General features: G+C 71.1%; 23 protein-coding genes. 7 read left to right on the top strand and 16 right to left on the bottom strand.

All coding sequences use genetic code 11. The features are described from left to right. Positions 1-4: 4 nt before the first annotated feature. Positions 5-832, top strand: coding sequence for an alpha/beta fold hydrolase (locus ACFVY3_RS03575; protein ID WP_364134822.1), 828 nt, complete (start codon positions 5-7; stop codon positions 830-832). Between the two features lie 13 nt (positions 833-845). On the opposite strand, the gene ACFVY3_RS03570 is transcribed toward ACFVY3_RS03575, so the two are convergent. The 3 genes from ACFVY3_RS03570 to ACFVY3_RS03560 form a co-directional block, all read right to left on the bottom strand. Continuing rightward, the gene (locus ACFVY3_RS03570; protein ID WP_290257444.1) at positions 846-1,361 is read right to left on the bottom strand and encodes a hypothetical protein; all 516 of its coding nucleotides are present in this window, start codon (positions 1,359-1,361) and stop codon (positions 846-848) included. Then, positions 1,358-2,686 carry a WXG100 family type VII secretion target gene (locus ACFVY3_RS03565; RefSeq protein ID WP_400158787.1) on the bottom strand — a complete coding sequence of 443 codons (1,329 nt, stop codon included), beginning with the start codon at positions 2,684-2,686 and terminating at the stop codon, positions 1,358-1,360. Before ACFVY3_RS03565 ends, ACFVY3_RS03570 begins: the two co-directional genes overlap by 4 nt. Positions 2,687-2,929: 243 nt before the next feature. Continuing rightward, complete coding sequence (locus tag ACFVY3_RS03560; RefSeq protein WP_400158786.1) at positions 2,930-4,264, bottom strand: MFS transporter; 1,335 nt, start codon at positions 4,262-4,264, stop codon at positions 2,930-2,932. A 337-nt stretch (positions 4,265-4,601) separates the two neighbouring features. Here ACFVY3_RS03560 and ACFVY3_RS03555 point away from each other — a divergent pair, with 337 nt between their 5' ends. Beyond that, positions 4,602-5,315 (top strand): IclR family transcriptional regulator, encoded by a 714-nt coding sequence (locus ACFVY3_RS03555; protein ID WP_290257440.1) that lies wholly within the window; start codon positions 4,602-4,604, stop codon positions 5,313-5,315. Positions 5,316-5,319: 4 nt separating this feature from the next. Here the strand turns inward: ACFVY3_RS03555 and ACFVY3_RS03550 are convergent, their stop codons facing one another. The 4 genes from ACFVY3_RS03550 to ACFVY3_RS03535 all read right to left on the bottom strand — a co-directional run bounded on the left by ACFVY3_RS03550 (position 5,320) and on the right by ACFVY3_RS03535 (position 12,076). Continuing rightward, a complete protein-coding gene (locus ACFVY3_RS03550) occupies positions 5,320-6,627 on the bottom strand; it encodes an MFS transporter (RefSeq protein WP_400158785.1) in 1,308 nt (435 codons plus the stop codon). 135 nt (positions 6,628-6,762) lie between these two features. Further along, positions 6,763-9,822, bottom strand: coding sequence for an AAA family ATPase (locus ACFVY3_RS03545; RefSeq protein ID WP_400158784.1), 3,060 nt, complete (start codon positions 9,820-9,822; stop codon positions 6,763-6,765). Further along, positions 9,819-10,991, bottom strand: a complete 1,173-nt coding sequence (locus ACFVY3_RS03540) for an exonuclease SbcCD subunit D (protein ID WP_400158783.1) — start codon at positions 10,989-10,991, stop codon at positions 9,819-9,821. The genes ACFVY3_RS03545 and ACFVY3_RS03540 overlap by 4 nt, the downstream gene beginning before the upstream one ends. 77 nt (positions 10,992-11,068) lie before the next feature. After that, the gene (locus ACFVY3_RS03535) at positions 11,069-12,076 is read right to left on the bottom strand and encodes an MIP/aquaporin family protein (protein ID WP_400158782.1); all 1,008 of its coding nucleotides are present in this window, start codon (positions 12,074-12,076) and stop codon (positions 11,069-11,071) included. A gap of 153 nt (positions 12,077-12,229) precedes the next feature. On the opposite strand from ACFVY3_RS03535, the gene ACFVY3_RS03530 reads away from it, so the two are divergent. Further along, the gene (locus tag ACFVY3_RS03530; RefSeq protein ID WP_400158781.1) at positions 12,230-13,270 is read left to right on the top strand and encodes an ADP-ribosylglycohydrolase family protein; all 1,041 of its coding nucleotides are present in this window, start codon (positions 12,230-12,232) and stop codon (positions 13,268-13,270) included. Here the strand turns inward: ACFVY3_RS03530 and ACFVY3_RS03525 are convergent. Further along, on the bottom strand, positions 13,257-13,847 hold the full coding sequence (locus tag ACFVY3_RS03525) for a DUF4395 domain-containing protein (protein ID WP_290257434.1): 591 nt from the start codon (positions 13,845-13,847) through the stop codon (positions 13,257-13,259). The genes ACFVY3_RS03530 and ACFVY3_RS03525 overlap by 14 nt on opposite strands. Before the next feature lie 76 nt (positions 13,848-13,923). Beyond that, the gene (locus tag ACFVY3_RS03520) at positions 13,924-14,943 is read right to left on the bottom strand and encodes an exonuclease domain-containing protein (RefSeq protein WP_290257433.1); all 1,020 of its coding nucleotides are present in this window, start codon (positions 14,941-14,943) and stop codon (positions 13,924-13,926) included. Positions 14,944-15,011: 68 nt separating this feature from the next. On the opposite strand from ACFVY3_RS03520, the gene ACFVY3_RS03515 reads away from it, so the two are divergent. Then, positions 15,012-15,779 (top strand): VTT domain-containing protein, encoded by a 768-nt coding sequence (locus ACFVY3_RS03515; protein WP_290257868.1) that lies wholly within the window; start codon positions 15,012-15,014, stop codon positions 15,777-15,779. Positions 15,780-15,868: 89 nt separating this feature from the next. On the opposite strand, the gene rdgB is transcribed toward ACFVY3_RS03515, so the two are convergent. From rdgB to clpS, 7 genes are all read right to left on the bottom strand, one after another. Beyond that, positions 15,869-16,519, bottom strand: a complete 651-nt coding sequence (gene rdgB, locus ACFVY3_RS03510; protein WP_364134790.1) for an RdgB/HAM1 family non-canonical purine NTP pyrophosphatase — start codon at positions 16,517-16,519, stop codon at positions 15,869-15,871. Then, complete coding sequence (gene rph / locus ACFVY3_RS03505; protein ID WP_290257430.1) at positions 16,516-17,274, bottom strand: ribonuclease PH; 759 nt, start codon at positions 17,272-17,274, stop codon at positions 16,516-16,518. Before rph ends, rdgB begins: the two co-directional genes overlap by 4 nt. 33 nt (positions 17,275-17,307) lie before the next feature. Then, positions 17,308-18,105 (bottom strand): MBL fold metallo-hydrolase, encoded by a 798-nt coding sequence (locus tag ACFVY3_RS03500; RefSeq protein WP_400158780.1) that lies wholly within the window; start codon positions 18,103-18,105, stop codon positions 17,308-17,310. Then, positions 18,102-19,091 carry a glutamate racemase gene (murI, locus tag ACFVY3_RS03495; protein ID WP_364134785.1) on the bottom strand — a complete coding sequence of 330 codons (990 nt, stop codon included), beginning with the start codon at positions 19,089-19,091 and terminating at the stop codon, positions 18,102-18,104. Before murI ends, ACFVY3_RS03500 begins: the two co-directional genes overlap by 4 nt. A gap of 71 nt (positions 19,092-19,162) precedes the next feature. Continuing rightward, positions 19,163-19,717 carry a DUF2231 domain-containing protein gene (locus ACFVY3_RS03490; protein WP_400158779.1) on the bottom strand — a complete coding sequence of 185 codons (555 nt, stop codon included), beginning with the start codon at positions 19,715-19,717 and terminating at the stop codon, positions 19,163-19,165. A 49-nt stretch (positions 19,718-19,766) separates the two neighbouring features. Beyond that, complete coding sequence (locus ACFVY3_RS03485) at positions 19,767-20,327, bottom strand: DUF2017 domain-containing protein (RefSeq protein WP_290257426.1); 561 nt, start codon at positions 20,325-20,327, stop codon at positions 19,767-19,769. After that, positions 20,320-20,685, bottom strand: a complete 366-nt coding sequence (gene clpS / locus ACFVY3_RS03480) for an ATP-dependent Clp protease adapter ClpS (protein ID WP_290257425.1) — start codon at positions 20,683-20,685, stop codon at positions 20,320-20,322. Before clpS ends, ACFVY3_RS03485 begins: the two co-directional genes overlap by 8 nt. 120 nt (positions 20,686-20,805) lie before the next feature. On the opposite strand from clpS, the gene ACFVY3_RS03475 reads away from it, so the two are divergent. The 3 genes from ACFVY3_RS03475 to ACFVY3_RS03465 all read left to right on the top strand — a co-directional run bounded on the left by ACFVY3_RS03475 (position 20,806) and on the right by ACFVY3_RS03465 (position 23,221). Beyond that, a complete protein-coding gene (locus ACFVY3_RS03475; protein ID WP_290257424.1) occupies positions 20,806-22,134 on the top strand; it encodes a nicotinate phosphoribosyltransferase in 1,329 nt (442 codons plus the stop codon). After that, positions 22,135-22,773: an isochorismatase family protein gene (locus tag ACFVY3_RS03470; protein WP_400158778.1), complete on the top strand. Its 639-nt coding sequence runs from the start codon at positions 22,135-22,137 to the stop codon at positions 22,771-22,773. It abuts the gene before it with no gap. Between the two features lie 82 nt (positions 22,774-22,855). Continuing rightward, complete coding sequence (locus ACFVY3_RS03465; RefSeq protein ID WP_400158777.1) at positions 22,856-23,221, top strand: hypothetical protein; 366 nt, start codon at positions 22,856-22,858, stop codon at positions 23,219-23,221. Positions 23,222-23,260 lie beyond the last annotated feature (39 nt).

The raw sequence follows: 23,260 nt of genomic DNA, 5'->3' as shown, positions 1-23,260 counted from the left end.
GGCCATGAGCGGCAGGCACACCGGGGAACAGCACCAGCACACGGTCGAGGGCACCGACCCCCAGCTGTACGTCAACGTGGTCGACCCGCAGGACGACGCCGGCCTCCGCCCTGTGCTGCTGCTGCACGGCTTCTCCTCCTCCTCCAAGCTGAACTGGGAGGACACGGGCTGGATCACCGCCCTCACGCAGGCCGGCCGCCGTGTGATCGCCGTCGACCTTCCCGGCCACGGCCGCAGCGGCGCACCGGAGGACCGGGATTCCTACTCCCCCAGCCGGATCCGCGCCGACCTGCTCCAGATCGCGTTCGACGCCGGCGCGCGGCCCCTGCGCGACGGCGACCCGGCGTCCGGCCTGGACGTGATCGGCTACTCGCTGGGGTCCCGGCTGGCCTGGGAATTCGGCGCCACCCAGCACGAGCTGGTGCACCGCCTGGTCCTGGGCGGCCCCAACGTGGCGGACCCCCTGGCCGCGTTCGACCTGCCCGCCGCGCAGCGTTACCTGGCGGACGGAACCCCGATCGCCGACGACTCCACCGCGGGGCTGCTGAAGATGGCCCAGCTGCTGCCGAGCAACAACATCTTCGCGCTGCTGTCCCTGATCGAGGCGATCAAGGACGAACCCTTCGACCCGGCCGAGGCGGTCCCGCCGATGCCGATGCTGCTGGTGGCCGGTGAGAAGGACGAGCGGGCGGCGTCCATGCCCGAACTGGCCGCGCTGGGCAGCAAGGCCGGGGCCCTGGTGGAGCAACTGGTCCTGCCGGGCCGCAACCACACCAACGCCGTGACCAGCCGGGCCTTCAAACAGGGGGCCATCGAGTTCCTCGGCGTCTAGGCCCTGGCCCCGCTCAGTAGTCGGTCCCGGGGTCGGGCTTGCCCTCCATCTGGAAGCACGCCGACGAGGAGAGTGTGTAGAGCGCGTTCCGCTGCGGGTTGAATTCGATCGAATGCCGGAACCCCTCCCGGCTGACGATCACGAGTTCGGGGATCCCGTTGACGCTGGTCTTTTCCTCCACTGTCCAGCCTTCCTTGCCGGACCACGCGGCCTTGATCTGCTGCAGCAGCCCGGCGCCGTCCGCCTCCGGGGTGAGGACCAGATCCATCGTTCCCGGCCAGTAGTAGCTGTTGGCGTCACATTCGAAAAGGGCGCGGGAGGTTTCCGTCTGGGTCGTCGTCGCGATCTCCGCGGGGGGGACGACCGCCATCAGTTCCTGCTGCTGGCTGCGGGTTGACTGCTTCGCGGTGGTGAGGTCCATGCTGGGGCTCCCTGGATCGGCGGCGGGTGCACAGGCGGCGAGGATGGCAGCCAGGCAGGTAAGGGTCACGGCGGTGGACAGCCGGCGGGCGACCGTGGCGGGGCTCATCGCCGGCCGCCGAAAATGAGTTTGGCGACGTCCTCGCGGGCAGCCCGGTTCCGCGCGTCCTGGGCGTTGGCAATCAGGCTGTGGTTGTCGATCTTGGCCATCGGATCCGTGGTGATCTTCACCGGGCCGAGGACGATGTTCCGCGCCGGGTCATCGTAGATGTGCTTGGTGAAGGCCGGATCGGCCAGCGGGTACTTATCCCCCACCAGGCCGAGGCCCTGGGCGGTGGCCAGCGCGTCGAAATCGTAGGCGAAGTGATCATAGGCGGTGCCGGGATCGGCCTTCCATCCCTCCGGCATCCAGGCTCCGGACAACGAAATCTGCCGGTCGTAGTGGGTACCGTACATTTCGGAGGATGCCACGGCGGCCTCGCCCCAGCTGTGGGACACCGCGACGGTGCGGGCGCCGGAGGGGTTCTGGTCCGCCAGGCCCGACTCAAAGGCGGCCAGTTTCCGTCCGGCCGCCTCGCCGAAGGCCTTGTCCGCCGACTGCCGGAAGGTCCCGTCCTGCGGGAACTCGCTGTTCTTGTAGACGAAGGCCGCCGTCCGGCCGGTGGGATCGGACTGCTGCAGGTACGCGGCCATCTTCTGGGCGCTGCCGGCGTAGAAGTCGCCGGCCGTCGCGAACGTGCCGGGCACATAGGTCAGGACCGTTGTGGTGCTGCCGTCATAGTCGCCGATCATCTGAATGAGGTTACCTTTCGAGGGGTCGTACGCCGCCAGGCGGATGTTCCCCTTGACCGTGTTCCTCAGGTATTGAGCCTCCTCCGTCGAACCCCTTCCCTCCCGCTCCAGCTCCGCCAGGCGCGTGCCGGCGGCGACGCGGTTCGCCTCGATCCTGGTGTCGACCGGCAGGCCGTCCGTGTTGCCGGCCGCGTAGGGGTAGAGCCGGAGGAAGTCGGCCCGTCCGGCCGCGTCCAGGCCGGCCCACCACCTGCCGACCTGGCGCGGCGTTTGTGCCGAGAGCGCAGCGGGCGTGAGCAGCACCGACGGCGGCGCGCCGGCCGGGTTGGTCGACGGCGTGGACCCGCCGGAGGGAGCCGGGGCCCCGGCTGCGGCACTGGCGTTCTCCTGCTGGTCGGCGTGGGCGGTGAGTTCGCGCTGCATCTGCTCCAGCCCCGCCACCGCCCGGGCCAGGGACTGCGCGTGGACGCGGTCCCATTCCGACCGAAAGGCCCCGGCGTCGTGCCCCTGCCAATAGGCGGACCCGGCGATCTCCGCGCCAAGGCGGCGCTGCAGGGCACCCAGGCTGCCCGCCCCGCTGCCTGCGCGCGCGGCCATTCTGCGCAGCTGCGCCACGTCCGCGCCGTAAAAGGTCCCGGCCACTCAATCCCCCATTAGTCCACACATCGCATACGCGTCGGGCCGCGTCCGGCAGCCCACCGCGTCAGCCTACCGGGATTTTTCCATTTGATGGATGGATAGTGCTCCCCATCGGTCCGGCGCGGCAGCCGCCGTCGTGCGTCCGGGCCGCCAACAGCGGCGCGGGGCCACATGCTGCCCGCCCGGCGGTACCGGATGAGCGCACGTGACCCCGCGCGGTGCGGTGCTGCCTGCCGGCAGCCGCGCCTAGTGGTGGCTGCTGACGCCCAGCGGGCGTCCCTGGGTTTCCTTGGCCAGCACGACGCCGACGGCGGAGATGACGCAGAGGATCATGATGTAGATACCGATCGAGCCGGTCCACTTGGTGCCCTGCAGCAGTGCCTCGGCGATGGTGGCCGCAAAGGCGCCGCCCAGGATCGCGCCGAAGGCGTAGCCGATGGAGATGCCCGAGTAGCGGACGTTGGCCGGGAACATTTCGGCGTACATCGCGGACATCGGACCGTAGGAGAGGCCCAGGCCCACGGTGAGGACGAACAGGGCGATGCCGTAAAGCATGATGTCCTTGGTGTCGATCAGCGCGAACATCGGGATCATCCAGGCGAACACGATCGCGTAGCCGATCAGGAAGGTCTTGACCCGGCCGATCTTGTCCGAGAGCCAGCCGCCGACCAGGGTGAAGATGAGCCAGCCGAAGGACGCCAGCGTGGTGGCCAGCAGGATCTGCGGGGTGGGCATCTTCAGGGTCTTGGTGGCGTAGGAGATGAAGAAGGCGATCAGCAGGTAGCCGGCGGCGTTGTTGCCGATGAAGATCAGCGTCGAGTAGAGGACGGCCTTCTTGTGCTTGCGGACCAGCTCGCCCAGCGGCGCCTTGCTTTCCTCCTTGCGCTCCTGCATCTCCTTGAAGACCGGACTCTCGGCCACGGCACGGCGGATCAGGTAGCCGACGACGATCAGCACGATCGAGAGCAGGAACGGCACCCGCCAGCCCCAGCTGGCGAAGTCTTCCTTGGACATGCCGGTGTTGAGGAAGTAGAGCAGTCCGGTGGCGAGGATCATGCCGACCGGGACACCGATCTGCGGATAGGCGCCGAAGAGTCCGCGGCGGCCGACCGGGGCGTGTTCGACGGCCATCAGGGCTGCGCCGCCCCATTCGCCGCCGGCGGAGAAGCCCTGGATGACGCGCAGCAGGATCAGCAGGACCGGGGCCCAGAAACCGATCTGTGCGTAGGTGGGCAGCACGCCGATCAGGGCGGTGGCTGCGCCCATCATCACCAGGGTGAAGACGAGCATGGCCTTGCGGCCGAGACGGTCGCCGAGGTGGCCGGCGATGATCGCGCCGAGGGGACGGAACAGGAAGCTGATGCCGATCAACGCGAACGAGAGGATCTGGGCCAGGCCCGGATTGGAGGCGTTGAGCGGGGCGAGGAAGAGCGGGGACAGCAGCGTTGCTGTCAGTTGGGCGAAGATGAAGAAGTCGTACCACTCGATGGTGGTACCGACCAGCGTCCCGGCGAGGACCTTGCGTTCCTCATGTTTAGTGCTGGGGCCCGCCGCTGAATCGACGGTTGAAGTTGCGGTCATTGGAACTCCGTTGCTGGGGCAGAGGTACTGCCAGTGGGTGCTAAGTGTTGCTGTGCCTACCGATTTACTGATCGAACGGTCAGTTAGTATCGTGAGCCTACTACAAAAGTTGTGATAAGGCACACATTTTCGGTTGATGACGAACCGATGTCGGTTCGGTGTGCTGTTCTATATTTGAACTTGCTGTTCATATATGGAACACTGCTGTCACACGCTACTTCACTGTGACCCCGCGCACAAGGGGCGCCCGTCCGGCACGCCGTTACGGTCCCCTGCCGCCGTCGCGGCAGGAGCGGGCCGTGCGAACTTAGGAGCCGTGCAAATTTAGGATGGGCACATGACCCCCAACGCCGGCGTCCAGGCGCCCCCGTCCCAGACCCTCTCCCGCGGCATCCGCGCGCTGGAGATCCTCGCGGACGCCCCGGAACCCATGACCATCGCGGAACTGGCCGTTGCCATGGGAGTCCACCGCTCGGTGGCCTACCGGATCCTGCGGACCCTTGAGGACCACTCCCTGCTGGTCCGCGACGACGCCGGACGGGTCCAGCCCGGGCCGGGGCTGGCCGTCCTGGCGCGCGGGGTGTCCCGCAACCTGCAGACGGCGGCCCTGCCGGAACTGACCCAGCTGGCCAACGCCCTGGCCATGAGTGCCTTCCTGGCGGTCTGGGACCGGGAGGACTGCGTCACGCTGGTCACCGTCGATCCGCGCCACGCCGGCCCCGCCGTCGTCCAGCACCCGGGATCGCGGCACCCGATCAACGCCGGCGCCCCCGGGATCGCCATCCAGTCCGCCTACACGGAGGACGAATGGCGCGCCCTGGCACCGGCAGTCCCGTACCGGGCCGAGGCCGCCACGGCCCGCCGGCTTGGCTACGCCGCCAGCCACGACGAGGTCATCCCGGGTGTTTCGTCCTTGGCCGTCCCGGTGCGCGTGCCCGGCGGCCGGCCCGCTGCGCTGGCCGTGGTGTACCTCAGGGCCGCGCAGGATCCCGCCGAGGTGGCCGCGGCCCTCACCGCCGGTGCCGCCCGGATCGAGGCCCAGCTCGGCTGAGCCCCTAGGGCCGCCGACGAAGGACGACGGCGGCAGCGGCTCCCAGCAGGAACAGGGCACCGGCCGCGCAGACCGGCACGATGAACGCCGTGCAGTAGCCGGCGGTCTGCGCCAGCTGGCCGGCCACGGAGGAGCCGATGGCCGTGCCGGCGACAATTCCGCTGGCCAGCGCGGTCATCACGGTCCCAAGCCGTCCCGCCGGCGCCACCAGGCCGCCAATGCCGAACACGGTGACCATCAGCGGCCCCACCGGCAGGCCGAGGACCAGCAGCACCGCGATCATCGGCGGCAAGGAATCGGGCAGCAACAGCAGCGGCGCGAGGGCCGTCATCAGCCCCGCGCACGCCAGCCACCGGGTGCGGAGCCCGATCCGCCGCGGCCAGTACGCAACGGACAGGGCGGCCGCGGCGGAGCTCAGGCCCATCACCGCGTAGAGCAGGCCGGCCAGCTCGGAGCCGGCGAACCCGGCGGAGAACGAACTCAGCGACGTCTGGGTGGCGCCGAAGAAGGTCCCCATGCAGACCATGGCCAGTACGGGCACTGCAATCGCGACGGCGGCCCGGAGCCGGGCGGCGGTGGAGGACGGCGCCGCGGCGGCGGGGATCCCGGGCTCCTGCGTCCGGCGGGTGCGGGGCACGGCGAGGTGCGTGGGGTGGACGGCGAAGGCGGGCACCAGGGCCAGGGTCAGGACCGCGGCGATGGCCAGGGGCAGCCACGGGCTGAGCAGGCTGGCGATGATGCCCACGAGCGCGGGGCCAAGCACGAAGGTGATCTCGTCGGCGGTGCTCTCGTAGGACAGTGCCGTGTCGAGGTCCCCGGGCCGGCCGGAGGTCAGGGCCATCCAGCGGACCCGGGCGAGCGGTCCCACCTGCGGGCAGCTGGCGCCGGCGATCAGGGCGGCGGCCAGGACCGGCGCGGCGGCGGCGAGGTCACGGGCGTCGGGCACCAGGTAGGCGGCGAGGATCAGGGCGGTCACGGCGGCGGCGTTCAGCAGGGCGGCGACGATCAGGACGCGCCGCTGGCCAAGCCGGTCCGCGAGCGCGCCGAAGACGGGGGCGCCGGCCGCGGACCCGATCCCGACGGCGCCTGCCGCGGCACCGCCGACGGCGTAAGAGCCGGTGACCGCGGTGACGAGGGTGAGCGCCCCGACGGTGAGCATCGCCAGGGGCAGTCGGGCGGCAAGGCCCAGGGGGATGAAGCTGCGCCCGGCGAGGACGGGGAGCCGGGCGAACCGGCCGCCGCGCTCCTGGTTCTGGGCCGGGGCGGAGACATCCGGGGACGCGTGAGGCGTCGATGAGGCTGAGGGGTTCATGGTTTCCGGGTTCGCTAAGAGGTGCGCATCGTCCCCCCTCCCGATGCGCGCGACCCGGTGACCGTCCCAGTATATCGGGCGGCACGTGCCGTGGCCTCCCCCGGGACGGCGTTCGGGGGCAGCTCCCGGCCGGGCCTAAGCGGGCACCTCGTCGGAGATGTGCAGGGTGGAACCGTTCCGGCCCTTCACCACCTGCAGCTGGGTGGTGATCCGCTGCTTCATCTCGGCGACGTGGCTGACCAGGCCCACCACCCGGCCGCCGTCCCGGAGACCCTCGAGGGCATCCATGACCTGTTCCAGGGACTGCTCGTCCAGGCTGCCGAAGCCCTCGTCCACGAAGAGCGTCTCGATGTCCACGCCGCCTGATTCCATCTGCACCACGTCGGCCAGTCCGAGGGCGAGCGACAGCGACGCCATGAAGGATTCGCCGCCGGAGAGGGTGGCGGTATCCCGCCGCTGGCCAGTCCAGAGGTCCACGACTTCCAGACCGAGGCCGGACTTCTGCCCGCGGGAGGCCTTCGCGTCGGTGTGCTGGAGCGTGTACCGGCCGTCGCTCATGCCGATCAGCCGCTCGGAGGCCGCGTCGGCCACCTGCTCCAGCCGGGCGGCCAGAACGTAGCTGTTCAGGCTCATGCGGTAGCTGTTGTCGCCGCCGCCTCGGGCAGCCTCGGCCACAGCGGTCAGCAGCGCCGCCCGCTCCCGCGGTTCCCGGCCGGCTTCGGCCAGTTCGCTGTAGCGGGAACGGAGACCGGCCAGGGTCCGTGCCGAGGAGGCGGCCAGGCCGGCGGACACCCCGGCTTCCCGGGCCGCGTCCAGCGCCGCGACGGACTCGGACCTGAGCTGTTCGAGGGCACCGGCGGGGACCGGTCCCTGGTCGGCGAGTTCCGCGGCGGCCAGGACCAGGTCCTCCCCCGCGAACAGTTCCTCGAGGCGCGCGGTTTCGTCCCGTCCGGCACGGACCGCGGCTTCCAGGTTGGCGGCTTCGCGGGCGGACAGCAGCATCTCCCGTGCGGCGTTGGCGGAGTCGAAGCCGGCGGCGGGCAGGGCCTGCTCCAGCCGCTCCCGGGCCTCCGCTGTCCGGGCTTGTGCCTGCGCCAGGCTGACGGCGGCCGCGTCGGCGTCTTCGAGGAGGGCAACGGCCGAGTCCACGGCGGCGATGCGGCCGGCCAGTCCGGGGTGCCCGCTTCGGAGGCCCAGCAGGGTGGCGTCGAGCTCGGCGGCCTGGGTGTCCACCTCGACCACGGCGGCACGGGTCCGGGCCAGCTCGGCGGCGGAATCCTCCCCCGCGTCCTCGAGGGCGGAGATCTCCTCGTCCAGCCCCTCGCAGCGGTTCCGGGCGGCTTCGAGGTCTGCGGCAGCCTTCGTGGCCTCCGCGGCCCGTTCCCGGGCGCGCCCGGCATCGCTCAGCGCGTCCTCGAGGGCCGCGTCCCCGCCCTGGGCGGCGAGGACGGCCAGGTGTTGGCGGGCGTCGGCGAGTTCGCGGTCGAGGTCCTCGAGCACCGCTTCGGCCGCCTCGGCGGCGGCCTGGGCTGCCTGCTCGGCGTCGGCTATGGTCAGCGCGGAGGCCGCCAGCGGTGCCGGCGCGGGGTGGTCGGGGCTGCCGCAGACAGCGCAGGGCTCCCCCGGGTGCAGCTGTGCGGCCAGTTCGGCGGCGGCGTTGGCCAGGCGCTCCTCGCGGAGGTCCAGCCAGGCCTGGCGGCGGTCCTGGTGGGTGTCGCGGGCCACGCGGCGCCGCTCGGCCAGCCGGTCGCAGTCCTCCGCGGCCGCGGCGTGCCGCTTCACGACGGCCACGAGTTCGTCGGCCGCGTCGGCTTCCTTGACCCGAAGCTGGAGGTCGGCCGCCGCCTCTTCGAGCGGGGCCAAGGCATGCCGGAGCCCGAGGGCGTCCGCCCGGAGCGCTTCCAGCCGCGCCGCGGTGGCCGTACCGGTGTCGGTGAGCCGTTCGACGTCCCGGTGCAGGCCCGCGGAGCGCGTGCGCAGGGCGGCGAGCCGTTCTTCGTCCGGCATCCGTTCGGCCAGGACGGCCCGGAGGCTGCGCAGTCGGGTGACGCCGGAGCGGAGCGCGGCGGGGTCGGGCCCGCCCTGGTGCGGGGCCAGGTCGGGCAGCGCCGCCAGTTCGGGATCGGTGGCAGCTGCGGCGTGCAGGACGGTGGCCGCAGCCTGGGCAGCTTCCCCGGCACGGTCCTCGGCGGCGGTGGCGCCGTCGAGGGTGTCGAGGTGTCCGCCCAGGACTTCCGCCTTACGGTGCCGGGCAAGCCGCTCTTCGGCGGTGCGCAGGTCCGGGGCAGCCGCCTCGGCCAGCTCCCGCCGCTGCCGGGCGGCCGTGAGGCGGGCCTGGCGGGCGGCCCGGGCCGCGAGAGATTCCGCACGGGCGGACAGGTCGGCGGCGGCGGCGTCGGCGTCCCCGGCGGCGGCGCGGCGGGCAGCGCCGGCCGCTTCCGCCTCGCGGCCGTACCAGTCCAGCAGCGCGGCGGGGTCGTCCTGCGAAACGTCTTCCGAACCGCCGTCGGGGTCGATCCCCAGCCCGGCGGCTTCGGTGCCGGCCCGGGCGACGAGCAGCGCCAGCTCGCCGTTGAGGGTCTCTACCTCGGCCCGGGCGGCTGCCGCCTTCCGGCCGAGCTCCTGTTCGACGGCCTCAAACCGCTGGGTCCCGAACAGGCTCTGCAGGAGGGCCAGGCGGTCCGCGGCCTTGGACCGCAGGAACGCGGCGAAGTCCCCCTGCGGAAGCATGACCACCCGGGTGAACTGGTCCCGGTCCATGCCCAAGAGGGCCGTGATCTCGGCCCCGGCCTCGTCGTTGCGGCCCGACTTTTCCACCCAGGTGCCGTCCACCCGCTCCCGGAGCAGGGTGTTCGCCTTTTGCTCGGTGAAGCCGTTCTTGCCCCGGGCGCTGGGCTTGTTCCAGGCCGGGGTGCGGGAGACCTCGAAGTGCCGCCCCTTGGCCGAGAATTCGCAGGTGACCCGCGGTTCGGCTCCCGCCTCGGCGTGGTCGCTCCGGAGCCGCTTGCCCTCCTGCCGGGCCCCGGGAACGGAGCCGTAGAGGGCGAAGCAGATGGCGTCGAGGACGCTGGTTTTACCGGCACCGGTGGCACCGTTGAGCAGGAACAGACCATGGGCGCTGAGCCGGTCGAAGTCGATTTCTTCCGTGCCGGCGAAGGGGCCGAACGCGGAGATTTCCAGGCGGTGGATCCTCATCGGGATACCCCTTCCAGCCGGACCGCTTCGAGTGCCTCGGCAAGGACGGCCGCCTCGGCCTCGGCCGCGCTCCGGCCGCGGACGTGTTCCAGGAAGCCGCAGCAGACGGAGAGGTCGTCGACGGCGGAGGCGAGCCGGCTGCTGTAGCTGGTCTTGGGCGCGTCCTTGGCACCCTCGGGGTCGAAGCCGAGCACGAGGGTATCCGGGAAGCGGGCGCGCAGCCGTTCCATGGCCTGGGCGGGGCGTTGGGCGTCCGTCAGCGTCACCTGGCAGTACGCCGCCTCGGCCCACACCAGCCCGTCGTCGGCGAGCAGCTCCTCGAGCGTCCCGCGGAGCACCGCCAGTTCTCGCGGGGCTTCCCAGTGCACCTCCGTGACGCTGTCCACACCGTCGGCCGTGATGTCCACCAGCCAGCCGCCCTTGCGGTGACGGGCCTCGGAGAAGGAGTAGGCCAGGGGCGATCCGGAGTAGCGGACCGCCGGGGACAGTTCCTGCCGGCCGTGCAGGTGGCCGAGTGCCACGTAGGAGAACCCGTCGAACAGATCCAGCGGCACCGCACCGACGCCGCCGATGCTCAGGTCGCGCTCACTGTCGGAGCTGATCCCGCCGCTGGCGAAGGTGTGGGCCAGCACAACGGAGTGGACCGTGCGCCCGGCGGACCGGGCGGCGAGGTCGGCGCGGACCAGGGTCGTGGCGGCACGGGTGACCTCGAAGTGGCTGGCCGTGTCCACGCCGAGGGCGCCGGCGATCAGCCGGGGTTCCAGCCAGGGGATGCCGTAGATCGCAAGCTGCGGGCCGGCGTCGTCGCCGTTGAGGGGCAGCAGCAGGGGCGTGGCGAGGTCGTCGAGCCTGGTCCGCAGGTGCACGCCGCCGCGTTCCAGCAGCCGGGAAGCGAAGCCGAGCCGGATGGCGGAGTCGTGGTTGCCGCTGGTCAGCACCACCGCGGCGCCGGCGTCGGTCAGCCGCACCAGGGCGTCGTCCAGGAGACCGACGACGTCGACGCCGGGCAGCGCACGGTCGTACACGTCGCCCGCGATGAGGACGACGTCGACCTTTTCGTCGCGGACGAAGGCGACCAGCTGGTCGACAAAGGACCGTTGCGCGTCAAGCATTCCGACGCCGTGGAACGACCGGCCCAGATGCCAGTCCGAGGTGTGCAATAACCGCATATAACTACGCTAACGGCTGGCACTGACACTCAAGCGCAGGCCCGGCGTCGAGGCCATGTATCGGTGTGTGAGAACGCTTACGGGGTGCGCTTGTCGAAGAAGTCGCGGGCCTCGTCGGCGCGGGCAGGGGCAGCCTTCGCCGGGGCTGTGGGTGCGGTCTCCACGACGTCGACGTCGCTACCCTCGGCTTCCGGATCGGCGGGATCCACGCCCGCTACCTGCCGATCCTCAACCTCCGGGTCGACGATGTTTGGGTCCCCGGCCACGGCAGTGGAATCGGCGGCCACGGCGTCGGGGGCGACGACGGCAGCCTGGGAGAATCCGCGGAAGACCAGGCCGGCAACAGCCGCGCCCACCAGCGGGGCCACCCAGAAGAGCCAGAGCTGGCCCAGGGCATCCGGGCTGCTGAAGATCGCGGAGGCGGTGGCACGGGCCGGGTTGAAGGGGGTGTTGCCGATGCTTTGTCCCAGCTGCAGGAGGCCGGCGTAGCTCAGGCCCACGGCATAGGGCGCGGCGGTCCGGGCGGGGTTGCGGCCGGCGCTGGTGCCGAGGAAGACCGCCACCAGCAGGGCCGCGCCGAGCACCTCCACCAGGAGGACGCCGGGCATCGGGGCCTGGATGATCGAGCGTGAGTCGAAGCCGGCGGCAACCGTGTCGAAGGCGCTTTGGGTGCCGTTGAGCTTGGGTACCGTGCGCAGCACGCCGAAGAGGGCCAGGGCACCGAGCAGGGCACCCACCAACTGCGCCGCCACGTACGCGGCACCCTCAACCAGCCGGGTCCGGCCGGCAATTATGTGGCCCACCGTGACGGCGGGGTTGAAGTGGCCGCCACTGAGGTACCCGAAGGCAAGCATGGCGGCGGTAAGGCCCAGGCCGGCGGCCAGCGGGGCCGGAAGCGGGTTGTACTGCGGCACCGCGAACATCGGGACGCCGAGTCCGATCACGACCGCCAGCAGCGTCCCTAGGCCCTCGGCGGACAACCGGGCCAGCAGCCCGGGCCGTCCGACGGCGGGCTGAACAGCAGCCGGTGCCTGGTCGGAGGGCGGAACGGCGGCGGGCCGGGCATCGGGCGCGGGGTGTGTCATCTCGTGGGGTTTCCTTCGCTTCGGGTCGGGTGCCGCCAGCAGTCTTCCAGCGAAGTCTGGACGTTCGCTGGATCCGGGCCGTATGGCAGGTCCCGTGCAAGGTCCGCGGCAACCGCGTCAGGCCCGTGGGTCCGGGACGGTAAATTTGAAACCATGAACGAGCAGCCCCCGGTCCCGTCGCACGAATCCCGCATCCACGGCTGCCTGCTGGGCGGTGCCCTCGGTGACGCGCTGGGCGCCTCCGGCGGCAGCGCCGCCGGAACGGACGGAACCGGCGTCCTCTCCGGCCGCACCCGGATGACCCTCTATACGGTGGACGGCCTGCTGGAGGCACTGGAGTGGGCCAATTCGGGGGTGGCAGCGGACGCGAACGCCTGCCTCTGGTTGGCCTACCTGCGCTGGCTGGGCACCCAGGGGATGTCGCTGCCGGAGGCGGCCCCGTTCCAGCCGCCGTGTTGGATTGACGGTCACGGCCTGCCGCGGGAGTCCCGCTCCCCCGACCCGGATTCCGTCGCCGCCCTGGTCACCGGCGAGATGGGGACGGTGCAGCGGCCGCTGAACCCGGACTCACGCGGCGGCGGCGCCCTGCTCCGCTCGGCGCCTTTCGGCCTAGTGCCCCACTTGGACGCCGCTGCCGTCTACAAGCTCAGCGCTGACGCGGCGGCACTCACGCACGGGCACCCCTCCGCCCGGCAGAGCGCCGGGGTCCTGAGCCTCACCATCCGGGCCCTGGCCCTGGGCGCGGGCCTGGCGGAGGCCGCCGGCGAGGCGGTCACCCATCTGGCAGGGGCCCCGCTCCCCCGCGGCGAGGACGCCGACACCGGCGTGCTGGAAACGCTCACCGCGGTACTCCGGGCACCGGAAATCTATGCCGCCTCCGCCGGCGGCGCGGACGCCGCGGGCCTCCTCGCCGTCGCACTGTCGGCGGTTTTGACGACGGCGCCGGACGCCACGCACGACGGCAACGACCCGGAGACGGGCCGGACCCACTTCCGGGCGGCCGTCACCGCGGCGGCTGAGCGGGCGGACGATGCCGCCGGCGCGGCCGCCCTCGCCGGTTACCTCCTGGGCGCCCACTACGGAGCGGCGGCCCTCCCGGCGGACTGGCTGGCGGAACTGGAAGCCCCGGAACCGGAGGCCGTGGCACTGGTGAAGGGCATGGCCGAGCGGCTGGCGGCGGTTACCGGCGCCTGAACGAGACGTTGTTGCAGGCCTCGCAGACGTCGGCCGGGATGAGTCCCCGGCGCTGCAGCAGGCCGAAGATGGCGCAGCCTAGGCAGAAGCCGGCGAACGCCTCGAGCGAGGCCGCCACGATCAGCAGGCCCAGGAGGACCCAGGCGGCGGGCGCCACGCCCGTGGCGAAGAGAATGGCCGCCGTCGTCGAGAGGGCGGCGCCGATGCCCTGGGCGAAGCGCTTGGGCGGCCCAGGGACCAGCCGCTTCCGGCCGAGCGCCGGCGTGAGCACCTTGACCGAGAGGATGCCGAAGGGCGAGATCCGCGGCCCGAAGAGCACCCGCAGCCAGAAGCCGACGGCGATGACGGCCAGGCCCCAGCCGGAGCCCGTGAGCAGGGTCGCCACGGACAGCAGCACCACGAGCGCCGCCGTGATGCGGGCGGAGTATTCGTTCACCGGATTGGGGAAGGCGAAGACCCTGCCCCAGTCCACTCCGCCGCGGGCGGGCGGAACGGTGACGAGGTTGGCCTGAGCAGTGTCGAAGCTGACCGGGCCCCGGGAGGCCGGCCGGGCAGGTGAAGAGATCAGTTTGCTCATCATTTAAGGCTAGAAGCCCCGGGCGCGGGGCCGAAATGAATGTTGCGTCATGTGAAGCCGGCCGGAACCGACGGCCTCAGACCGCCCGGGCCGCGGGGACGGAGTGGCCGCCCACCATCTGCAGGAATTCACCCTCGGACAGGACCTCGATGCGCTGGCCGCGCTGGTGCAGCTCCAGCACGCGCCGGGCCTTGCCCGTCAGCCGGCCGGAACGCAGGTCCGCCGCGACGAAGCCGTCGCCCACCACCAGCACGGTGGTGCGCCCGGTCACCCGGCTCTCCGGCGCGGCGCCCAGCTCGGCCGAGCGCACCTTGGCCTCCTGCCTCGGGATGGCCAGTTCGCCGGTGAAGACCACGGTCTGGCCGAAGAGCGGGTGCCCCGGTTCGGCCAGCGGGTTCGGCGGCGGGTTTTCACCCTCCTCCGGCCAGCCGGCGCGGTACGGGCGGGTCACTGCCGGGCCCTGTCCGGCGGCGAGCGCTTCCAGCGCCGACTGGCTGGCCTTGGACAGCGGGTCGCGCCGCGGGTCGAAGGCCGGTTGCCGGGACACGGTGAGCCCCAGGGACAAGTAGAGTTCGGCGATGCTGGCGGCGCCGTTGCGGGCCGCGATATCGATCAGGATCCCGGCGCAGGCACGGGCGTCCTCGGCGGCGTCGTGGTGGTTGACCAGCGGCACGCCCGCCTCTTCCGCCGCGTAGGGCAGGGAGTTGGAGACCAGCGAATAGCAGCGGCGGGAGAGCATCACGGTGCAGACGTAGTCGTAGGCCGGCCCCGGCAGGCCGGAGACCTCGAGGCCGGACCGGATGACGCCCAGGTCGAAGGCCGCGTTGTGGGCGGCCAGGATGTCCTCGCCGATGAATGCGCCGATCTCCGGGAAGAGCTCACCGAAGCGGGGCCGGCCGGCGACGTGCTCGGGCCGGATGCCGTGGATGCGCACGTTGTGGTGGTCGAAGATGTCGTGGCCGGCGGGAGGACGCATCAGCCAGGACGCCTCCTCCACCACGACGCCGTTGCGGACCTTGCTCAGGCCGACCGAGCATGCGGAGCCCCGGAACCCGTTCGCCGTCTCGAAGTCGATCGCCGTAAAGTCCAAAGCCACGCCCCATACTTTACCGCCGGAACCGGCAGGCCCTTCTCCAGTACGCTTGGAGGGTGAACCCAAATACCCTGCACGACCTCGCCGTGTCCACCCTCGGCGGCGCCGGCCCGGTCCAGCCGCACATGGCCTCGTTCCTGCCCGATTGGCTCAACCCCCAGGTCTTCCTGGCCGATCCCGCCCTGGCCCCCTGGGTCGTCCTGCTGGTCTGCGGCATCATCTTCGCCGAGACCGGCCTGCTGGTCGGTTTCTTCCTGCCGGGTGATTCCATGCTGTTCACCGCGGGCCTGCTGGTCGCCACGGGCACCATCCAGTTCAACATCTGGGCGTTCGCCGCCCTGATCGTGGTATCCGCGATCATCGGCAACCAGGCCGGCTACCTGATCGGCTCCAAGGCCGGCCCCGCGATCTTCAACAAGCCCGACTCCAAGCTCTTCAAGCGCGAGAACGTCGAGAGCGCCCACGCGTTCTTCGAGAAGCACGGCGGCAAAGCCCTGATCCTGGCCCGCTTCGTCCCGATTATCCGCACCTTCGTGCCGGTGATCGTAGGCGTCGCGCAGATGAGCAAGCGCAAGTTCTTCCTCTACAACGTCATTGGCGCGGCGCTGTGGGGCGGCGGCGTGACGCTGCTGGGCTACCTGCTGGGCGACACCGTGCCGTGGGTCCGCGACAACCTGGACATCATCTTCATCGTGATCGTCCTAGTCTCCGTGGTGCCGATCGCCATTGAGGTCATCCGCGGCATGATCGCCAAGCGCCAGGCCGCGAAGTACGGCACCGACGTCGTCGATGAATTCATCGAGGAACACGAGCCCGAAGAAGAGCGCAAGACGCCCTGACCCCCGCCGCGGCCTGAACCGTCACAACGCACAAAGGATGGCGTCCCACCGAGGTGGGGCGCCATCCTTTTTTGCAGTGCTAAACGCGGTTACCGTCCGGCCAGTGCCTCCACGATCGCCGGCAGCAGCGCGCGGAAGGCGTGCCCGCGGTGGCTGATGGCGTTCTTCTCCTCCGGGCTGAGCTCGGCGCAGCTACGGTCCAGCCCGCTCGGCTGCAGCACCGGATCGTAGCCGAAGCCGCCGGCGCCGCGCGGCTCGCGCAGCAGGGTGCCCTCCAGCTGGCCGTACTCCACTACCTCACGTCCCTCCCCCGCCGCCGACGCGGGAACGGCCAGCGCGGCGGCGCAGACGAACGCGGCGCCGCGGAAGCCGTCCGGGACGTCGGAGAGCTGGTTCAGCAGCAGTTCGAGGTTCGCGGCGTCGTCGCCGTGCCGGCCGGCCCAGCGGGCGGAGAAGATCCCCGGCGCCCCGCCGAGCACGTCCACGGCCAGGCCGGAGTCGTCCGCAATCGACACCAGCCCGGTGGCCTCCGCCACGGCGCGGGCCTTCAGCAGCGAGTTCTCGGCGAAAGTCACGCCGGATTCGACGACGTCGGGAGCCCCCACGGCGCCGGCGTCCACCACCTGCGTGTCCACGTCCAGGCCCGGGATCTGCCCCCGGAGCAGCTCCCGGAGCTCCCGGAGCTTGCCCTGGTTGTGGGTGGCGAGAACGAGGACAGGTGCGGCTGCCTCGCCGCTCACGGGGCCTCGGCCAGGGTCTCGCGCTGGATCGCGGCGAGCTGTTCGGTGCCCAGCAGGGCCAGGTCCAGCAGCTTGTTCAGCTCGTCCCGGTCGAACGGGGCGCCCTCGGCCGTGCCCTGGACCTCGACGAACTTGCCGGAGCCGGTCACCACCACGTTCATGTCGGTCTCGGCGCGGACGTCCTCGACGTAGGGCAGGTCCAGCATCGGGATGCCGTCGATGATGCCCACCGAGACGGCGGCGATGGTGTCGGTCAGCGGCTCGGCGTTGCGGGCGATCAGCTTGTTCTCGCGGGCGTAGCGGATCGCCTCGGCGAGGGCGACGTATGCGCCGGTGATCGCCGCGGTGCGGGTACCGCCGTCGGCCTGGAGCACGTCGCAGTCCAGCACGATGGTGTTCTCGCCCAGGGCCTTGGTGTCGATGATGGAGCGGAGGGAGCGGCCGATCAGGCGGGAGATCTCGTGGGTGCGGCCGCCGATCTTGCCCTTGACGGATTCGCGGGCGGAGCGGGTGTTCGTGGCCCGGGGCAGCATGGCGTACTCGGCGGTGACCCAGCCGCGGCCCTCGCCTTTGAGCCAGCGGGGCACGCCCTCGGTCAGCGAGGCGGTGCACAGCACCCGGGTGTTGCCAAATTCGATCAGCGCGGAGCCTTCGGCCTGGTTGGACCAGCCGCGGGTGATGCTGATGGGGCGGAGCTGGTCCGGGGTCCGGCCGTCGGCGCGGAGAACGGGGGCAGTGGGAGCTTCGGAAGTCATGCCCCCTAGCTTATCGACAGCCGGGCGGCCCGGTCAGACGGTGTAGTGCACCCCGGCGACGGCGACGGCGACGTGCGGTCCGAAGACCTCCTTCGCCTCCGCCATCACGGTCGTGTGCGAGGTCCAGACCGGGATGTGCGTGAGCAGCAGCCGGCGGGCCCCGGCGGCGACGGCGGCCTCGCCGGCGCGCTTGCCGGTCAGGTGCACGTCCTTGATGCCGTCGTCGCGGCCCTCCTCGAAGGCCGCCTCGCAGAGGAACAGGTCAGCGTCGCGCGCGGCATCCTCGAGCCCGGTGCAGGAGTCGGTGTCGCCGGAGTAGCTGAGCACCCGGGTCACCGGGTTGCCGTCCTTGTCCGGCTCGGTGACCTCCACGCGGAGGGCGTAGGCCTCCTCGACGGGGTGGTTGACCGCGTACGGGGTGATGGTGAATGGCCCCATCGTCACCGGGCTCCGTTCGGCCCAGTTGCTGAAGTCGAATTCCTCGTGCATCCCCGGGTCAAGGTCCAGCCCGTAGGCCGTGGCCATCCGGTCCGCCGTCGCGGCCGGCCCCCAGACGGGGATCCGCCCGCGGCCCCATCCGCCCGGCTTCCAGCGCACCGCCACGTGCAGGCCGCAGAGGTCCATGCAGTGGTCGGGATGCAGGTGGGTGAGGAAGATGCCGTCGATGTCCTCGAGGTCGGTGTAGCGCTGGATGGCGCCGAGCGCCCCGCTGCCGAGGTCCAGCACCACCTTCCAGCGCCGCTCGCCGTCGTCGGCGGTCAGCAGGTAGCACGACGCCGGCGAGCCGGGGCCGGGGAACGAGCCGGTGCACCCGACGATGGTGAGCTTCACAGGCCGCTGGTCCGCGGCGGGGAGATCTGCGCGGCGGAGGAGACGAAGTTGGAGATCCGGGGCCGGCCGACGGCGGCCTGGGCGGCGGCGATCATCTCCGGGGTGATGCGGGCCAGGCTGCCGGTGGGGTACTGCGCCGCGACGTGGTCCACGTGCCGGACGCTGAGCACCTCCGGGCCCAGGAAGCGGCGCGCCAGGTGTTCGAACTGCGCGGCGTCCCCGGTGGCGATGAAGTTGTGTTCCGGGGCGGTGCTGCCGGCGCGTTCCAGCCCGCGGGAGGCCAGGGCCCGGTAGACGTCCTTGGCGGTTTCCTCGGCGCTGGAGACGAGCGTGACGTCCTCGCCCATGACGAAGGAGATCACGCCGGTCAGCAGCGGGTAGTGCGTGCAGCCGAGCACCACGGTGTCCACCTTGGCGGCGATCAGCGGGGCGAGGTATTCGCGGGCCACGGCCAGCAGCTCGGGGCCGGTGGTGATGCCGGCCTCGACGTAGGGCACGAAGGCCGGGCACGCCGCGGAGGTGATCTGCAGGTCCGGCGCCGCGGCGAAGGTGTCCTCGTAGGCGCGGGAGCCGACCGTAGCGGAGGTGCCGATGACGCCGACGCGGCCGGTGCGGGTGGCGGAGACGGCCCGGCGGACCGCGGGCTGGATGACCTCGATGACGGGGATGCCGTAGCGGGCGGTGTAGCGTTCGCGGGCGTCGCGGAGCACGGCGGCGGAGGCGGAGTTGCAGGCGATGGTCAGGAGCTTGACCCCGGAGTCGACCAGTTCGTCCATGACGCCAAGGGCGTTGGCGCGGACCTCGGCGATCGGCAACGGGCCGTAGGGGCCGTGCGCGGTGTCGCCGACGTACAGGATGGACTCGTTGGGCAGCTGGTCGATGATGGAGCGTGCCACCGTGAGGCCGCCGACGCCGGAGTCGAAAACGCCGATGGGGCGTTCGGCCAGTGCCGAGGTCTCGGGGTCCGTGCTCGATGCTGAAGTCATGGTTCTACGAGAATAGGGCTTCGCCCCGGGCCGGACCATGACATTGTGTCGAGCAACTCGTGTGCAATGGATCACACGGCGGCGGCGGAACGGCGGGCGGTGCCGCGGTTCAACGCCAGGTGGCCGCCGAGGAATCCCGCGGCCGCGGCCACCGCATTACCGGCCAGGCCCAGCCGGACCCCGGCCGCGTGCCGGCCGCGCAGCCGGGCGATCAGCGAGCCCAGGAAGAGAAAGGTTGCGGCGTCGGTGCCGAGGGCGTGGCCGGCGCCGATCCGGTGCTCCTCCCCCTCCGTCTCGGACCAGTCCGCGGCACCGGCAAACGCCGTCGGAACCGCCGCCGCGAGGCCCGCAGCGGTCAGCACCGTGGCCGCAGGCCGGGAGGCAGGACCGCCGGCTATATCCAGGATCGCGGCGCTGAGCCAGCAACCCAGGGTGACGTCGGTGAGCATCGGGTGGACCGAGTGGCCGAGGGTTCCGCTGTGCAGCGGGGTGCGCCGCGCCCAGTCGATGACCGGCCCGTAGATCGCCTCCTGCGCGGCGCCGATCCGGCCGGCCGCGGCACTGCGGCCCAGGGCCCCGGTGAGGCGCTCCGGGAGGGAAAACTCGTCGCGGGAAAGTCCGTCCACGGCGGATCACGCTACGCCGCGGGCTGGGGGGTGTACAGGGCCGGGCGGCCTAGGCCTCGAGGGACGCCAGCATCGCCTGGACGAGGGATTCCTGCAGCCAGGTGGTGAAGTTGTAGACCAGGGCCAGATAGCTTTCGACGTCTTCGGCCTGGGACCAGTCCTGCATCCGGTGCACGTGTTCGGCGTCGGCGTCGTCGCGGATGTCGAGGCGCTCGGCGAGGACCAGGCGGACATCGTTCAGCGCGGTGGACCAGTGCCGGGCGTCGGCGGGGGTCAGCACCAGTTCCTCCTTGTCGAGGCCCAGCGAGGCGGCCTTCAGGGCGCCGATCTTGCTCTCCCGCAGCGAGCGCTCCGTGTACCGGCGGAACTCCAGGGAGGCCTCGGCGTCGTTCTTGGAGACGTTGGGCAGCAGCCGGCGCAGGGCGCGGTCGGAGGGTTCACGCGCCTCCGTGTCCAACCCCACGAGGGCCGCGAGTGGATCCTCATTGGCGCGTTCGTGCGGCTCCAGCATGGAGATGACGTCGTCGAAGAGGCTGCGCAGCAGGTCGCGCTCGGCCGGTTCGAGGTAGCCGGTGATGCCCTTGAGGCCGTATTTGAATGCCTTAGCCACGTTTTCCCTTGCCCTTGCCCGATCCGTTGCCGGGGCCGCCGCTGGCCTTCTCCACGGTGGCCCAGAGGCCGTAGCCGTGCATGGCCACCGCGTGCTGTTCGACCTGTTCCTTGCTGCCGTGCGCCACGATGGAGCGGCCCTTCTTGTGGACCTCCAGCATGAGCTTGGTCGCCTTGGCCTCGGAGTAGCCGAAGTAGCTGCGGAAAACGTAGCTGACGTAGCTCATCAGGTTCACGGGATCGTTCCAGATTACGAGGTTCCAGGGGATGTCCGGGGCCGTCAGGACGTCGGTGGACGTCGCCGTTCCGGTGTGGGTGCCGGCCTCGGTATCGGGGCCAAGCGCAACGCTGAGGGTCATTGGTCCATTCTATGGCGATGAAGGAGCCCGGCTGGAGCCGGTGGGTGGGCCCCCGACGGCGAGGGCCCCGCGTCGAAGCGGAGCGAGACGAGGGAGCCGGTGGGGACTAGAGTAAATTTCGTGAGCACCTCCGCCGGCTGGGACCACCCCCGCACGTCCTTGTACACCGACCATTACGAGCTGACCATGCTTCAGGCCGCCCTGCACTCGGGCGCGGCCCACCGCAAGTCGGTGTTCGAGGCCTTCGCCCGCCGGCTGCCCGAGGGCCGCCGGTATGGCATCGTCGCCGGTACCGGCCGCCTGCTGGAGGGCATCGCGAACTTCCGCTTCGGCCCCGGGGAAATCGACTTCCTGCGCAGCACCGGCGTGGTCAACGAACAAACCCTGGAGTACCTCGCGGACTTCTCCTTCTCCGGCGACATCTGGGGCTATGCCGAGGGCGACGCGTACTTTCCCAACTCCCCCATCCTGATCGTCGAGTCGACCTTCGCCGAGGCCTGCGTCCTGGAGACCTACATCCTCTCGATCCTCAACCACGACTCCGCCATCGCCTCCGCCGCGTCCCGGATGATCACCGCTGCCGGCACCCGGCCCTGCGTGGAGATGGGCTCCCGCCGCACCCAGGAGGAATCCGCCGTCGCCGCCGCCCGCGCCGCCGTGATCGCCGGCTTCGCCAGCACCTCCAACCTGGAGGCCGGCCGCCGCTACGGCATCAAGACCGTCGGCACCGCGGCCCACTCCTTCACCCTGCTGCACGACACCGAACGGGACGCCTTCGAAGCCCAGCTGGCCTCCATGGGAGCGGGCACGGCGCTGCTGGTGGACACCTACGACGTCGAGGCCGCCGTGCGCACCGCCGTCGACCTCGCCGGCGACAAGCTCGGCGCCGTCCGGTTGGACTCCGGCGACCTGGTGGCCCAGGCCCAGTGGGTACGCCAGCTGCTCGATGACCTCGGCAACGTCAACACCCGCATCATCGTCACCTCCGACCTCGACGAGTTCGCCATCGCGGCCCTGCAGTCCGCCCCGGTGGATTCCTACGGCGTCGGCACCTCCCTGGTCACCGGATCCGGCGCGCCGACGGCAAGCCTGGTCTATAAGCTCGTCAGCCGCACCAACGACGACGGCGAGTTCGTCGCGGTCGCGAAGGCGGCGAAGAACAAGGCGAGCAAGGGCGGCCGCAAGTACGCGTTGCGCCGCCTCAACGACCGCGGCATCGCGACCCAGGAGATCGTCGGCATCGGCCACCGGCCCGAGGACGACGGCAACGACCGCCAGCTGCTGCAGCAGTTCATCAAGAACGGCGAGCTGCTTCCCGGCTGGACCGGCCCCGAGGGCGTGGTGCGTGCCCGCGACCGGCACGCCGCCTCCATGGCCGAACTTCCGCCCGTGGTCAACCGGCTGCAGCGCGGCGAACCGGCCATCCCCACCGTCTACGAGGAGGACTGAATGTCCCGCGCCCTGATCATTGTCGACGTACAGAACGACTTCTGCGAGGGCGGTTCCCTGGCCGTTGAGGGCGGGGCGGCACTGGCCGCGGAGATCAGCGAATACGTCGACGCCCACCACGGGCAGTTCGACCACGTCGTGGCCACCCAGGACTGGCACATCGATCCGGGCGCGCACTTCTCGGACGCGCCGGACTTCGTCGAGAGCTGGCCGCGGCACTGCGTCGCCGGCACCCGCGGGGCGGAGCTGCACCCGGACCTGGACACCGAATACATCCAGGCCTATTTCCGCAAGGGCCAGTACACGGCCGCCTACTCCGGTTTCGAGGGCCTGCTTGCCCCGGACGACGCCGTACCCACCGGCGACCGGACGCCCGGCGCGCTGCCGGCGGCCGGCCCGGCCGGCGGCCAGGAGGGTGACGAGGACGCGATCGGGCTGGACGACTGGCTGCAGAGCCACGACGTCGAAGAGGTTGTGGTCGTGGGGATCGCCGCCGACTACTGCGTCAAGGCCACGGCCCTGGACGCGGTCCAGGCCGGCTATACCGTCACCGTCCCGCGCAACCTGACCGTGGGCATCGCCGACGACCTCGAGGACACCTTCGCCGAGATGGAACTCGGCGGCGTCGAGCTGGACTGAGATCGCGGCCCCGGCGCCGCGCACAGTAGACTCGGAATCCTTGCCAGTAACGTCGGAACAGTAAATCCCGGAGTACATCATCATGAAGAAGACCCTGACCGTCCTGCTCGCTGCCGGGACCATCCTCGGAGCGGCCGCCTGCTCGGCCCCGAAGATGACCACCGCCGAGACCTGCGACCGGATCAAGACGATCACCAGCTCCCCGTCCTCCAGCTCGGACAAGTTCGGCATGACCCGCCTGGCAAACCAGATCCGCCCGATCCAGGCCACCGCCTCCGAGGAACTGCAGGCACCGCTGCAGTCGATCGTTGATTACCTGGACGAGGCCGCCAAGAAGGACCCGGACCAGGGCAAGCTCGACGAGCTCAAGGGCAAGTACACCTCGGCCGGCCAGACCTTCTCCCAGGCCTGCGGCGGCGGCGCCCAGTCCGGCCAGCCGAACCAGTAGCAGCGCCCCCGAACGACACGAAAAAGGGACCGGATCACT

The organism is Arthrobacter sp. BPSS-3, from assembly GCF_044628475.1.
Lineage (GTDB): Bacteria > Actinomycetota > Actinomycetes > Actinomycetales > Micrococcaceae > Arthrobacter.
The sequence above is the reverse complement of the archived record's forward strand: the minus strand, read 5'-3'. Positions and strand labels throughout refer to the sequence as shown.

Coding starts and splice junctions, on each gene's coding strand:
- ACFVY3_RS03560 (WP_400158786.1), bottom strand. CDS start 4,264: ATGACCGCAACTTCAACCGTCGATTCAGCGGCGGGCCCCAGCACTAAA.
- clpS (WP_290257425.1), bottom strand. CDS start 20,685: ATGACCCTCAGCGTTGCGCTTGGCCCCGATACCGAGGCCGGCACCCAC.
- ACFVY3_RS03555 (WP_290257440.1), top strand. CDS start 4,602: ATGACCCCCAACGCCGGCGTCCAGGCGCCCCCGTCCCAGACCCTCTCC.
- rph (WP_290257430.1), bottom strand. CDS start 17,274: ATGACTTCCGAAGCTCCCACTGCCCCCGTTCTCCGCGCCGACGGCCGG.
- murI (WP_364134785.1), bottom strand. CDS start 19,091: ATGACTTCAGCATCGAGCACGGACCCCGAGACCTCGGCACTGGCCGAA.
- ACFVY3_RS03550 (WP_400158785.1), bottom strand. CDS start 6,627: ATGAACCCCTCAGCCTCATCGACGCCTCACGCGTCCCCGGATGTCTCC.
- ACFVY3_RS03535 (WP_400158782.1), bottom strand. CDS start 12,076: ATGACACACCCCGCGCCCGATGCCCGGCCCGCCGCCGTTCCGCCCTCC.
- ACFVY3_RS03570 (WP_290257444.1), bottom strand. CDS start 1,361: ATGAGCCCCGCCACGGTCGCCCGCCGGCTGTCCACCGCCGTGACCCTT.
- ACFVY3_RS03465 (WP_400158777.1), top strand. CDS start 22,856: ATGAAGAAGACCCTGACCGTCCTGCTCGCTGCCGGGACCATCCTCGGA.
- ACFVY3_RS03545 (WP_400158784.1), bottom strand. CDS start 9,822: ATGAGGATCCACCGCCTGGAAATCTCCGCGTTCGGCCCCTTCGCCGGC.
- ACFVY3_RS03540 (WP_400158783.1), bottom strand. CDS start 10,991: ATGCGGTTATTGCACACCTCGGACTGGCATCTGGGCCGGTCGTTCCAC.
- ACFVY3_RS03470 (WP_400158778.1), top strand. CDS start 22,135: ATGTCCCGCGCCCTGATCATTGTCGACGTACAGAACGACTTCTGCGAG.
- ACFVY3_RS03575 (WP_364134822.1), top strand. CDS start 5: ATGAGCGGCAGGCACACCGGGGAACAGCACCAGCACACGGTCGAGGGC.
- ACFVY3_RS03530 (WP_400158781.1), top strand. CDS start 12,230: ATGAACGAGCAGCCCCCGGTCCCGTCGCACGAATCCCGCATCCACGGC.
- ACFVY3_RS03525 (WP_290257434.1), bottom strand. CDS start 13,847: ATGAGCAAACTGATCTCTTCACCTGCCCGGCCGGCCTCCCGGGGCCCG.